The 14,858-nt window shown below is 38.2% G+C and carries 6 protein-coding genes; 2 read left to right on the top strand and 4 right to left on the bottom strand.

Annotated features, from left to right (window positions below):
* Positions 1–522: 522 nt before the first annotated feature.
* From GUU89_RS05460 to GUU89_RS05450, 3 genes are read right to left on the bottom strand one after another with little or no spacing between them, the layout of a single operon-like run.
* Entirely contained in the window at positions 523–2,394 is a 1,872-nt protein-coding gene (locus GUU89_RS05460; RefSeq protein WP_162126979.1) for an OmpA family protein, read from the bottom strand.
* A gap of 21 nt (positions 2,395–2,415) precedes the next feature.
* Positions 2,416–3,336: a PorP/SprF family type IX secretion system membrane protein gene (locus GUU89_RS05455; protein WP_162126978.1), complete on the bottom strand. Its 921-nt coding sequence runs from the start codon at positions 3,334–3,336 to the stop codon at positions 2,416–2,418.
* A 28-nt stretch (positions 3,337–3,364) separates the two neighbouring features.
* Positions 3,365–11,047: a choice-of-anchor J domain-containing protein gene (locus GUU89_RS05450; protein ID WP_162126977.1), complete on the bottom strand. Its 7,683-nt coding sequence runs from the start codon at positions 11,045–11,047 to the stop codon at positions 3,365–3,367.
* 187 nt (positions 11,048–11,234) lie between these two features.
* Between GUU89_RS05450 and hflX the strand changes: the two genes are divergently transcribed.
* Entirely contained in the window at positions 11,235–12,455 is a 1,221-nt protein-coding gene (gene hflX / locus GUU89_RS05445) for a GTPase HflX (RefSeq protein WP_162126976.1), read from the top strand.
* Positions 12,456–12,466: 11 nt separating this feature from the next.
* Here hflX and GUU89_RS05440 read toward each other — a convergent pair whose 3' ends face one another.
* The gene (locus GUU89_RS05440) at positions 12,467–13,249 is read right to left on the bottom strand and encodes a THC0290_0291 family protein (protein WP_162126975.1); all 783 of its coding nucleotides are present in this window, start codon (positions 13,247–13,249) and stop codon (positions 12,467–12,469) included.
* 265 nt (positions 13,250–13,514) lie between these two features.
* Here GUU89_RS05440 and gdhA point away from each other — a divergent pair, with 265 nt between their 5' ends.
* Positions 13,515–14,858: an NADP-specific glutamate dehydrogenase gene (gdhA, locus tag GUU89_RS05435; protein WP_162126974.1), complete on the top strand. Its 1,344-nt coding sequence runs from the start codon at positions 13,515–13,517 to the stop codon at positions 14,856–14,858.

Raw genomic sequence — 14,858 nt, 5'->3', positions numbered from 1 at the left:
GCTTTAAAAGGCATCAGCCAATACACAAAAACCACTCTCAAAAGGAGTGGTTTTTTTTAGATTATAACTTTTGTCCCAAGCTAAAACTCTTTGTCCCGAACTTACTAAGCCATGTACCGAGTTGACTAGACTATGTACCCAACTTACTATGCAATGTACCAAGCTGACTAGACCATGTGCCGAACTCACTAAGCCATGTGTCGAGCTTACTAGACTATGTTCCAAACTTACTAAGCAATGTACCGAGCTTACTAGACTATGCGCCGAACTTACTAAGCCATGTGCCAAGCTTTTACTTTATGCGCCACACTATTTTCTTTGCTTTGCACTACCATCGTTGTAGTTATAGTTGATAAAGAGGCTGTCCAAAAAACTGTGTTCAAGTTATGAATTGATTAAAATCTTTATGTTATAAAAAGACAGCAGAGTCTTTAAAGTAATCCTGATAGCCTGAGAATGGATTGTATAAATAAAAAAAAGCCTGAGCGATGCTCAGGCTTTTTATATTTGGTTTAAGTAAAATTACTTCTTAACAATCAAGAACTCTGAACGTCTGTTTTGAGCGTGTTGTTCTTCGGTACAATCTTTACCACAATCAACTTTAGGTTCTAACTCACCCATTCCTTTTCCGGAAATACGGCTCGCATCAATACCTTTAGAGATAATATACTGTACGGTTGATTTAGCTCTACGGTCAGATAAGTTTAAGTTGTACTTATCACTTCCTCTGTTATCTGTATGCGCTTTGGCATAAATAACCATTTTGTCATTGTTCTTCATCACCTGAACTAATTTGTCTAACTCAAAAGCACCTTCCTGAGTAATGTTGCTTTTGTTAAATTCAAAATAGATTGGTTTTAATACCACTTCAGTTTCAGTTACGATAACATCAATAGGTTGTAAGGCTGCATCCACTTTAGCAGTTGGCCCTTTGCTTTTGTTAACCGCAAAAGTATTGCCCTCGAAACCATCTTTGGTAGCTTGCACTACATAAGGACGGTCACACTCCACTTTATAAGTAACTTCTCCTTTGTCATTTGACATTTCAGAAGTGATAATGTTTTTCTTATCGTCCATGATGCTTACACCGGCGTTAGCTAAAATAGCTCCCGTTTTAGCATTAGTAACTACGATAGTCACATCAACAGCACATACCGGAGTTACAACAAAAATATCATCGTTTCCGCTACGGTTACTCGAAATGAAACCAATGTCTTTAGTTCCGTTAAATGAAAATCCGAAATCGTCTTTTTCTGTATTAACCGGTTTCCCTAAGTTGTTAGCTTCACCCCCTTTTGATAAATCAATTTGGTAGATATCAAAGCCACCTAAACCTTGTTTACCACTAGAAGCAAAGAATAAGTTCTTGTTATCGTCAGCAATAAACGGGAAACTTTCATCACCTTCGGTATTCACTTTATTTCCTAAGTTTTGAGGGTCACCATAAGTTCCGTCAGCATTGATGCTAACTTTCCAAATATCTACACCACCAATACTTCCTGGTCTGTTAGAAGAGAAGTAAAGAGTTTTGCCGTCACGACTTAAACTTGGGTTGCTAGTTGAAAATTCTTTACCATTAAAAGGTAAAAACTCAATATTCCCCCAGCTATCGCCATTTTTAGTAGCTTTATAAATACTATTTCTACCAAGTTTTAGATTATTCTTTTTATCTTTTTCAAATTTCTTATCTCTGAAACTATCGCTTGAAAAATAAACTGTGTTCCCATCAGCACTCATAGTCAATGGACCATCATGGTACTTTGAATTTAATGAGTTAACCGTTGCTGCATTGGTGATTGTACCATCCGCATTATAATCAGCTTTGTAAATATCAAGATAAGGTTCGTCTAAAACCCCATAATTTTTGCGTGATCCGTTACGTGCACTGGTAAAATATAACGAGTTATCATACAATATGGCTCCAAAATCAGATTTATCACTACTGATATCAGAAGGGTTGATGTTGTACAATTTAGTTTTATCTAACAATCTCGGAACATAATTAGGATTGTCTCTGAAAGCTTTGGCTCTGGTATCTGAAGGTGCAGCATTAGCGAATTTTTGCATTTGCTTATTAGACTCTTCGTATTTACCATTGGCTTTCAACATTTGTGCGTAACGGTAATATGTTTCGGCATCCTGAGTCATCTCAGTTGCTTTGGCATACCATTTAACCGCTTCTGTTGAATTAAACATATTATAATACGTATCGGCAAGCTGCTTATAAACATAATCAGTAGCTTTTCCGTTTTCTACCAATTTTAAATATTCTTTGGCAGCATCAACATATTCATATTGATTGTATAATTTATCCGCTGCTTTGGTGTCTTTATTTTGCGCCGACATAGTAAAACTAATGGCAACAAAACTTAATGCTATATATAGATTTTTCATTTTATGGATTGCTTTATTAGGTTAGAAATATCTAGGCGATTGTGATACTTTTTTCGGGAAATTCAAATCAAATAATAACATTACCTCGTGTGAAGCCGGTGTTACTACTTTTAAATCTGAAACAATATGGTCGTAAGCATATCCGATTCTTAAGCTTGGTGTAATGGCAAAGTTTACCATAGCGCCAAACGAGTCTTCTAATCTATAGGTGGCTCCTAACTCCAATTTGTCATACAGCATAAAGTTGGTAGACACATCAAACGATGTTGGTGCATTCACCGAGGTCTTCACCATAGCAAACGGTTTGAATTTCAAATTCGGATTAATGTCAAATACATATCCTCCGGTAAAGAAATAATGCAACACTTCTGTTCCGTACTTTCTTCCGTCAAAATCTAAATACTTTGATTTTAACATATTTGGTACCGAGAAGGCTAAGTAATATTTATCCGTATAGTAAAATACCCCGGAACCTATATTCAAAAAGGAAGCACTTGGATTTCCACTACCAAAAACATCATCACCTAAATCCGGAAGCGTTGGATAAATGGTGTTGAAATCAATTTTGTGCATGGTTAAACCGGCTTTTAAACCAAAAGCCAGTCTGTGCTCTCCACCTAAGTTTAAGGTATAGGAGAAGTCACCATAGAAATTGTTTTCTTCAACCGGTCCAATCTTATCGGAAACCACCGAAAGACCTAACCCAACATTTCTGCCAACCGGGCTGTGAATAAAGAAAGTTCCTGTTGAAGGAGCATCTTCTATTTCTACCCATTGTTTTCTGTATAGTAATCCACCTGAAACACTTTCTTTAGAGCCTGCATAAGCCGGATTGATCACACTCATGTTGTACATATACTGTGTATAGTGTGGATCTTGCTGAGCTTGTACTTCTGATAGTACCGATAAAGCTACTATTGCAATGAAATATATTTTCTTCATTTTGTTTTATTTTATTTTGAATCCAAATTTATTGTGCTCTATTAATATAAATCCAATTGGTTATGTTTTCCCCATTATTACGTTCTATGACATAATAGTAAGTTCCATCAGGTAATTCATCTCCTTTATCCGATTGTCCACCCCATTCGTTAACATAATTAGCTTTAGAGTAAACTTTCATTCCGTAACGGTTGAAAATAGTCAGCTTTTTAACATTCATACCGCTAAGGTCAAAGAAGTCATTTTTCCCTGGTGAGCTATTAGCTGAAATTCCTTTTTGAATTTGACACAATACACTGCTAAAGGTATCGGCATCAGAACCATCACAACCACCGGTATTAACCGTAACTGAATATAATCCAGGTGTAGTAATTACAAGTGTTTGGTCAGTACCAACTGAGGCGCCTCCTGCATCTTCCCAATTGTATGTTGCTGCAGTCGGAACAAACGAATTGTTTACCGGATTTGCCGTAAGGGTGAACTTATTATTAACACATTCTCCTGTTATATTAACCGCAATTGGATCAGCAATTACGATAGTAGCAGAAGATGGCGCACCAGCTTTTTGACAATTAGGAGCAGTAACATTTATTGGCAAATCGTAGTTTACAGTATACGTTTGACCTGATGTAACCGATGATAAATCGATTTCACCAGTATTTGGATCCACCGTTAGTTGTGTTGATGAGAATATTCCACCTGTAACAAAGCCTGCATCTAAAATAGGCATTGGGTTTACAGTAATACCCGCACATATTGGCGAATTGTAATGGAAACCAACTACCGGAGTAGTTCCATCAATTATGGTTATTGAGAACGGTGATGATGTTCCGCCTTTAATACAATTAGTTCCATTCGTATTATCAGCAACAGTGTAAGTAATAGCATAAGTGTTAGGAGCTGAATTAACAACATCAATAACACCATTAGTAAGGAATACTAATCCAGCAGGTGTAGCACTAAATGTACCACCCGTTTCAAAACCTGCATCCAGTATCGGGCTAACTGTAGCATAAGCCGGATCAATTTTACAAACTGTTGTTGGTGTGTAAGTAAAGCCTACAATAGCCGGTGTAGATGGATTAATTATCACTTGTGCTGCCGGAGAGGTTGTTGCTTTTTGACAAATGCCTAATGCAGCATTAAAGTCATCATTCACAGCATAGTAAACATCGTAAGTTCCGTCAGGAGTCAAGGCTAAATCAATTACCCCTGTTGAAGCATTAATCACAAGACCTGCAGAACCACTGAAAGTACCTCCGCTCACAAAATTAGGATCTAATGTTGGTGCTAAAGTTGCCGCAGCAATTTTACAGAAAGGTGAAGTATAACTAAAAATGACGTTAGCCGGTTGTGGATCTAAAATCTCAATCGTTTCTGTGTGATCAGCTTGAGCCTGACAAGTAATTGGGTCAAATGCATACTCATATTTAACATAGTAAATACCTGGTGTTGAAGTGGCTAAGTCAATTTCCCCAGTTGTTGTATTTAATGCTAATACCGCTGTAGCAGGAGTTGTAGGTGCAAGCGTATACGAATATGCACCGCCAGCAGTAAATCCTGTAGCTTGAATAGGCATAGGGTTAGTCGTATCTAAGTTACAAACCTGAGCTGAAGGATAAGTAAAGTCAGCTACAGATGGAGTTTGTCCCACTACGTTTAATGTTATTGAGTACGGAGCTGAATAACAGTCTGTGATTGTGTTGTGAACTGTTATAGTATGGTCACCAGGGGTTACATTATTAAATGTAGTACCTGATTGATATGGATTTGAATCTAAAGCATATTCAAAGCTAGAAGCTACATAAGTATAACTTCCCACATTAGAATAATCTTCAGGATCTATTGCCGTCCAATCTGCCGGATTCCAAGTTAAACTTGGATGTGGTGCAGTAGCTAATCTTCTATATGTGTAGCCCGTTTGATTCGCAGGAGTGAAGACAGAACCATCTGTTTTCCCCCATAAATCAATTTCAACACCTGCAGCAGTAGTCAATCTGATGTTATCATTGTTATTAACTCCTCCGCATCCTGGGAAAGATTGGTTAGGTACTACACCCCCTTGGTTAGGGTTTGCACTTACCTTAATAACATTAACTGCATTATTAGCGATTGTTCCTGACAATAGTAAATCACAAGCTGGTGGCCCGGTGACAGTAGTATAAAACTTCAATCGGTAACCATTTAAGTTTATCGGAGCACCAGTACCGTTGTAAAGCTCAACATAAGTTAAAGAACCGGCATCACTATCAGTTACTTCAGATATGAATAAGTTAGCTGGTACAGGTAATGTTACTGAGGCCGGAGGGGTAACTGTAACGGTTCCTGTAAGCACTGTACATGTAGGATCTACAATAGTAACCGGGGTTGGTTGATCAACTTTATTGATAGTTACTGTAAATGACTTTTCTACTGTACAGCCATTAGCTGTAATTCCGTAGGCATAAATCACTTGAGTAGTTGTAATTGGAATAGTAATATCCAATGGTGTTGAAGCAGGTCCGGTTAATTGTGAATTAGCATAATAATTCCCTTCCGGTAATGCCGGTAAGGTATAGGTATCACATTTAGTTATTGGTCCCTGATCAGGAATATTTGGCAATCCGTAAATTTGAACGGTAGTTGATGGATTAGCTCCTGTACATGGAGAACTAGGTAAACCATAACTAATAGTATAGATACCCGGTTGACTCAAACTAGGGTTAATATCCCCAGTTGTTGTATTGATATATAATCCTCCGTTTGGCGATACTGAGAAAGATCCTCCTGTTGTACCTGTAACAGTTACAGGCTGCAAAGTAGTGATGCTTTTACAATAAGCTGCTGCACCGTAAGCAATAGTAGCGCTCAATGGTTCTACAATACTAATGGTATAGCCTCTTACAGCTTCAGCACAGTTAGTGGTAGGATTTGCCGCAACGGTATTTTTGATAATGTAATTACCTGGTGCACTGGCAGCCAAATCTACTTCTCCGGTAGCAGTATTGGCAAATACCAATCCTGTAGGTGAAAGCGGATCTAACGAGAACGTTCCGGCCAATGAACCTGCATCAATTGTAGGAATTGGGTTAGTGGCTCCTGATGATTTACAATAAGTAACCGGAGTGTACTTGAAGAACGCGTCCGGACAACAGTTATAAGTTCCTGCTCCAGGTTGAGAAGGGTCATTGGTTTGAGTCAAACTAATAAACCCAGGATCATCAGAGTAATTCGTAATTAAAATCACATAAACTTGACCAATAGTAGCGTTTGCAATATTAAGGGTTTCCGTAGAAGCCGGTGAAAAACTACACCCTGTAGTCTGGCTTACAGGAACACCAATACCCGGCGCTAATGTTGGAGGGTTTCCAATGGCAGCACAAGCAGCAGCCTGACTAGTAAATGGTCCCCAAGCAGCATAATCAACATCTAAATTTGGTGGTCCCCCTTGCGTGGTAGACTGTGTCAAAAGCAAGTTAATTGGTCCGTCTTGAGAAACGTTGATAGTATAATAAGTAGGGTTTGGTGAACTTGACAAACACCCGATTGTTCCCTGACTGTTAACACCCGTTGTATTTTGGTATTGTAAGTTCTGACAAGCCGAAGTACCCGACAAACAACTTGAAGGAGTAGTGATACATAAATCAAAACTTGCTGTTTGCGGTGTATTACCGTTAGAATAAACTCTAATAAAATAAGTTTGTCCAAGAGTTAAGTTATTTACAGTACCACTAGTATCGTTGGCAGTACTACAATATACTTGTGTCAAAGGACCACCACAACTTCCTGAATATATAGCAAAGTTTAAATTAGTAGTAGTTCCGATGATATTTTGTAATTCAATATTCAAATAAGGATTGGTTGCTAAAAACGTAAACCATACATCATCATTGGCGGTACCAATACAAGCGGCTGGAACTCCCGTTGAAGCAGTAGCTCCGGTTATAGTTCCTGGTGTTGATTGTTGGCAAATTTGTGATTGGTTAACTACAGCAAAAACAGCCCCTATACAGTTGTCGTTCACAATTAAAGTAGTGAAGTTAGCCCCTAAAGACCACTCACTCTTATCAGTCGATGAACAAACCGATCTTACATAATAAGTATAAGATGTTCCCGGTAATAATCCGGTCATAAGTGCCGGGTTGAAAGACACTAACTCTCCGACATCTGATGGTAGTGGTTCTGGATCTCCTTGCGGAACAAAAATTACTTCCCATTGCGTAGCTAAGGGTGTATTAGTATCTGTCCAACCTAATAAAGCAGAAGTTGCTTCTATATTTGAAACGGTAAGGTTGATAGGTGGGAAACATGTCGGTAGATTTTCAACAATAAATTTATCAATGTATAATCTCCATCCGTCAGCTCCTCCAGCAGGAACATGGAAAGCAATATTCGCGTCTCCTGTAATTCCTGTTAAATTTACAATCTTTTCAACATATGTAATATTGCTATAAGTAGCGAGCGGAACTATAGTAGTTGTAAAACTTGCCGGAGCAGTACCGGTAGTAGAAAGCATTACTCTAAAATCATTCGGCTCTGTAGCTGATTGTACTCTATAGCGGTAACGCAATCTTTGATTTCCGTTTAAAGTAATTTGTGGTGAAATTAACCAATCATTATTGGCTCCTGCATTGAAATCGGTAAACATCATGGCCGCCTGATTTCCTTCATAAGGATTGGTAGCATAGTTCATATCCCAAGCATCAGTATCACCATTAACGTTCAATACGGTCCAACAAGACTCTGTTGTTGAAGTACTGTTAAACCCTTCCTGAAATGGTACGGTAAATGGAAGACAAAGTGTATTTATAGTTACAGCTGAAGTCCATATACTTTTGTCAGTTGAGGAACATACCGCTCTAACATAAATATCATAACATTGATTTGGATTCAATCCTGTCAAAGTAAAAGGATTTGAACCTGCAGCAACATATCCTGTTGCCGAAGCTGTTGGCGGTGTTGTAGCACATGGTAACGCCAACACTTCCCAAGCTGTTTCGGTATTTCCGTTTGTCCAAGTTAAATCAACAGTTGACGAAGATACGTTACTGGCTATAACAGCATCAGGCTCTGTACATGCCGGTAAATTTTCAACAATAACATTATCAATATAAACTCTCCAACCGTCTAATCCTCCCGGTACTTGCCAAGCTATATAAACCGGTCCTGAATAAGCACTGATGTTTACTTTTTTCTCTATATATCCAGTGTTACTATATGTAGTTAACGGCACTAAAGTTTCTGTAAAATCAGCCTGATTAGATCCTGTTGTTGACAGCATCACTTTAAACTGATTAGGTTCTGCTGCTGATTCTACTCTGTAGTGGAATTTCAATCTTTGATTTCCAGTTAAAATAATCTGAGGTGAAATCAACCAATCATTATTAGCATTTACTCCGGCTCCATTTCCGTCAGTTAACATTACCGCTACCTGATCTCCTTCAAAAGGATTCGTAGCATAGTTCATATTCCATTGATCAGCATCGGTATTTCCGTTGATTACTTTCCAACATTGCTCTGAAGTTGAAGTAGAGTTAAACCCTTCTTGGAAAGGTACAGTGTAAAAAGAACAAGGAGTAGTTATTGATATAGGTAATGACCAAGGACTCACACCACCTGATGTAGAACTACAATCACTTCTAACATATAAATTATAACAAGTTGTTGCATTAAGACCTGTAATAGTAAATGGGTTTGTACCTGCAGCCGTCCAACCTGTAGTTGAAGCTGTTGGTGCAGGGTCAGTACAAGGTAATGCTATCACTTGCCATGATGTAGCACTTCCTGTAGGTGTCCATTCCAATGAAACAGAATTAGCCACCAAGGCCGATGTAGCTAAGGCAACAGGGGCTGTACAAGTTACCGCTGGCGGTGCACAAGTAATATTGGCAACCCAACCTGCAGCCACTACTGACGCATTTGAAGTAAACACAAACGTTAAACTTCCGTCAGGAGCACTTGAAGTAATTACCGGAGGCAATGTAGTTCCTGAAAAGGTACCAATTAAATTGGCAGCAGAAACAGCTCCGTTGTATATTTTTATAACGTCATTATTAAGCTCTGTATTAAATGAAGTAAAAGTAACCGTTACCACATCACCTGGTGTGGTAGGAATTATTGGTGTTGTAACATTTGAATTGTTGGTATAGTTTCCTGTCAATCCTCCTCCGTCTACGTAATTCCCACCACAGGCTGGCGGTAATGCCGGAGTCGTAATGGATATAGGCCCTGCCCATTCACCAACACCACCTGCTCCACAATCACTTCTTACATATAAATTGTAACAAGTACCGGAAGTCAATCCTGTTATAGTGTATGGATTATCAGTTGTTGAAACCCAACCTGTAGTTGCAGCCGTTGGTGCAGCAGCACTACAAGGTAATGCTAAGACCTGCCATGTAGTGGCACTGCCGGTAGCAGTCCAACCGAAAATAACCGAATTAGATAACAAGGCACTAGTATTCAAGGCAATTAATTTTGGACAAGCCACTGGTGGTCCACAAGTGATGTTTGAAGTCCAACCCGCAGCTGTTATAGATGCATTAGAAGTAAATACAAAAGTTAAACTTCCATCAGCAGCACTTGAGGTAATCACCGGAGGCAAAGTAGTTCCTGAATATGTACCAATCAAATTGGCAGGAGAAACCGCTCCGTTGTATATTTTTAAAACGTCATTATTAGGTTCTGTATTGAATGTTGTAAAAGTAACCGTCACAACTTCACCTACGTTAATAGGATTAATAGTTGTTGTCCCGGAAGCTGCCGTTATGTTATTACTATAATTTCCGGCTAACCCACCCGAATCAATATAATTACCCCCACAAATTGGTGGCGCTACTAAAGTTGTGAAATTTGCAGAAGGCCCAACCCAAGCACTCGAGCTATTAGTACATAAAGCTCGCACATAATAATTATAAGTAGTATTAGGTTGTAAACCTGACACAGGAAAAGGCGGTGCCCCATTATATATTGTACCCGAACCTGTTGGAGTAGCGGTAACAGGAACAACCTCAATTTCCCATGAAGTAGCCCCACTAGTGTTATTCCAGTTCAGAGTAGCGCCGAAAGAGTTAATTCCGGAAATCGTTAAATTAGTTGGATCAATACATTTCTCAACAACACTTACTTTATCCAGTAACCAACGGTCACCCCCTAAAGCAGTAGTAGGCTGAGTAAACACTTGCACAAAGGCAATATATACATTTTGTCCTGCAAACGCTGATAAATTTACCACCTTTTCTTCATACACATTGAAAAGGGTTGATAATTGCGCCTCACTATAGGTCTGTACTATGGAATAAGCAGCTGGGTCATTTTGTGAAGCAGTCCCGGGAGCAACTCTAATTTGAAAGATAGTCCCTTGTTGTCCGCTGGCAAATGTTCTGGCATAAAAATGCAACTCTCCATTATTAGGAACAAGCACTGAAGGCGTCGCCAAGAAATCTTCCGAAGTATTTCCTGCTCCGATGTTTTCTCTGTTCATGTAAGCCGCATTGGCTCCTTCATAAACATTTGCAGCAAGAGTATTTATACTCCATCGCTGAGTAGTGGTTATCCCTGAAGCGGCATCGTTATCAAAAACGGCCCAAGTTCCGGTTCCTAAATACCAGTCAGTTGAGGGCGGAACTTCTGGTCCTGCTGTTGACTCGAATCCTTCTACAACTGGCGTAAACTGAGAATAGCCACTTAAAGAAACGAAAAACAACAGTAATAATAAAGTAATTTTTTTCATGAAATGAAAATTTAGTTGTTTGATTATAATTTTTTGGATAATGAAGCCCAAATTTAGTAAAAATTCTGAAAAAATCAGGAAATATATTTTTTTTGGCAAAATAAACAACCTTATTCATCCATTTCTTATAGTATTAACACGTTTTTTTAAATTTCAAATTCCTAATTTTGCCAATCAATCAGACCCAATGTTAGAAAAAGAAATTATAAATTTCGAAAGAACCGTAATTGTCGGCATCGTAACTCAAAATCAAAATGAGGAAAAACTAAAAGAATATCTCGATGAACTCGAGTTTTTAACTTTTACGGCCGGCGGTGAAGTCATCAAACGCTTTTTTCAAAAATTAGAGCGTCCTAATCCTAAGACTTTTTTAGGTACCGGGAAAATGGATGAAATCAATTATTATATCCGAGAAAACAATATCTCTACGGTTATTTTTGATGACGAATTATCGCCTTCTCAACAAAAAAATATTTCTAAAATTTTAGATTGTAAAGTACTCGACAGAACTAATCTCATCTTAGATATTTTTGCCCAAAGAGCCGAAACCTCTTATGCCAGAACTCAGGTAGAATTGGCCCAATGTCAATATTTATTGCCGAGACTTTCCGGAATGTGGACACACTTAGAACGTCAAAAAGGAGGTATTGGTTTACGTGGTCCGGGGGAAACTGAAATTGAAACTGACCGAAGAATTGTGCGTGACCGAATTGCATTGTTAAAAGACAAAATCAAAACCATCGACAAGCAAATGTCAGTACAAAGGAGCAATCGAGGCGCCATGGTTCGAGTAGCTTTGGTTGGCTATACCAATGTGGGCAAATCCACTTTGATGAATGTCATCAGCAAAAGCGAAGTTTTTGTAGAAAACAAATTATTCGCCACTCTTGACACTACGGTTCGCAAAGTAGTCATTAAGAACTTGCCGTTTTTATTATCGGACACTGTAGGATTCATTAGAAAATTACCAACTCAATTAATAGAGTCTTTCAAAAGTACTTTGGACGAAGTTCGCGAAGCCGACTTACTATTGCATGTGGTAGATATTTCACATCCGGATTTTGAAGAACACATCGCTTCGGTAAATCAAATTTTACTGGACATTAAAAGCAATGACAAACCCACGATTATGGTTTTCAATAAAATTGACGCCTACAAACATTTGGTAATAGAGGCAGATGATTTGATTACAGAAAAAACCACTAAACATTATACACTGGAAGAATGGAAAGCTACTTGGATGGGCACCGTTGGCAAAAAGAATGCTTTATTCATTTCTGCAACTAATAAAGAAAACTTTGAGGAGTTCAGGGAAAAAGTATACGAAGCGGTTAGAGAAATTCACATTACGAGATTTCCTTACAACAAATTCCTGTATCCGGATTATAAAGATGCTATAGAAGAGTAACTTCTTATCTACTATTGAAGATAATAGATATAGCCGAAATTAAACCAAACATTCCAATCGTTTGCTTTGTTTTCAGGATATTTTTTCGGGTCAGGATTCATCCCGTCTACCCAGTTAGAAAAGTAATACTGCCATCTCAAATCTACCATTAAATCTGAAAGCGGCGTTAATTTATAACGACAACCTATACTGGAAACCACTGACCAAACCGTACCTCCTTGATTGGTTGTAGCATACATATATTTATCAGGAGTTGAAATAGGAGAATTCATGGGTCCTAAATCAGAATGCACTTCCGGATCATAAAAACTAAATTGCCCTCCTAAACTGAAAAAAGGGGCAAACGAACCGACAGTTGCCGTAAAATCTCTGATACTTAATGGAAAAAATTCCAACTGCATTCCAATATTAGTAACTGCAGTACTTCCTTTCATAGCTCTTAACTGCTGAGCAAACAATGATGTTTTTTTAGAATCAACCCATTGCCCGAAGTGCTGTAAGTTAGTCTTGTTGTACGAAAGCTCACTTCTCAATTTAAAGTGATCATTAAAATAGGTCTCAGGAGTGTAACAATTACAATCCGCTTTGTATGAAAAATTCAAGTAGTGAATAAGCCCAATACCATACCCTGTGTTTCCGGCATTTGTAGCAAAATCATGGCGCTCACCATAATCTGACTGAAAAGCAACGGGACCTGCTATAACACCAATTTCATGAGAAAAGCCAAACTGAGCATAAGTACTACTTGCAAAAACAAATAGCAATAGTGAGGTTATGATAAATTTTTTGGGCATTTGCATACTAATAAGTTCAATTCTCGACAAATATATAAAAACATCAATCAGTTATAAAATAAAATAAAAATTTGTTGATTTATATACGAAAAAAAGCAAAGAAAGATTTAAATAACGAGAATTAGTGTAGACTTCTGCAAAATTTCTTAACATAAACATAAAATTTCTGAGAATTTTAAAAAAATTAACCACGCATTTTTAATAAAATGTATATTTGTGCGATTTTACGAAAACGATTTCTTAAAAAACAGTAATAGTATAATTTATGTCACAAAGTATCAACTCATTTATGGAATTGGTTGCAAAAAGAAATGGTCATGAACCAGAATTTATGCAAGCAGTTATGGAAGTTGCTGAAACAGTAATTCCATTTATTGAACAAAATAAAAAATACCAAAACAAAATGCTTTTGGAAAGAATGGTAGAGCCGGAAAGAGTAATCATGTTCCGCGTTACTTGGATTGATGATGCCGGAAATACGCAAGTAAACCGTGGCTACAGAATCCAAATGAACTCAGCCATCGGACCATATAAAGGAGGAATTCGTTTCCACCCTTCGGTAAACTTGAGCATCTTGAAATTCTTGGCTTTCGAACAAACCTTCAAAAACAGCTTAACTACATTGCCAATGGGTGGTGGAAAAGGAGGATCTGACTTTGATCCGAAAGGAAAATCAGATATCGAAATCATGAAATTCTGTCAAGCCTTTATGACGGAATTGTCTAAACACATCGGTGCTGATACTGACGTACCTGCCGGAGATATCGGTGTAGGCGGAAGAGAAGTAGGCTACATGTTCGGTCAATACAAAAGATTAAGAAACGAATTTACAGGAGTATTAACCGGAAAAGGAATCACTTTTGGTGGCTCTTTAATCCGTCCGGAAGCTACCGGTTATGGTGATGTTTATTTCGCCCAAAACATGTTAGCTACAAAAGGACAAAGCTTCTCAGGAAAAACTGTAGTGGTTTCCGGTTCAGGAAACGTAGCACAATACGCTATCCAAAAAGCAACTGAGCTTGGAGGAAAAGTGGTAACCGCTTCTGACTCATCAGGATATATTTATGATGCTGACGGAATTGACGCTGAGAAATTGGCTTACATTATGGAAATCAAAAACGTAAACTACGGAAGAATTTCGGATTACGTTGCTAAATATCCATCTGCTAAATTCGTAGCCGGAAAACGTCCATGGGAAGTAAAATGTGATATTGCTTTACCATGTGCTACTCAAAACGAATTAAACGGTGACGAAGCTAAAACGCTTATTGCTAACGGATGTATCTGTGTAGCAGAAGGAGCTAACATGCCATCTACTCCGGAAGCAGTTACTGAATTCTTAAACGCTAAAATTCTTTTCGCACCAGGAAAAGCTTCTAATGCAGGAGGGGTTGCTACTTCAGGTCTTGAAATGTCGCAAAACTCTTTACGTTTAAGCTGGACTTCAGAAGAAGTAGACCAACGCTTAAAAGACATTATGGCTAACATTCACGCGGCTTGTGTGAAATATGGTACTGATGCAACAGGATATACTGATTATGTAAAAGGCGCTAACATTGCCGGTTTCGTAAAAGTGGCTGACGCCATGCTTGCTCAAGGAATCGTATAA

It is taken from the genome of Flavobacterium phycosphaerae, assembly GCF_010119235.1.
GTDB classification, from domain to species: Bacteria; Bacteroidota; Bacteroidia; order Flavobacteriales; family Flavobacteriaceae; genus Flavobacterium; species Flavobacterium phycosphaerae.
The sequence above is the reverse complement of the archived record's forward strand: the minus strand, read 5'-3'. Positions and strand labels throughout refer to the sequence as shown.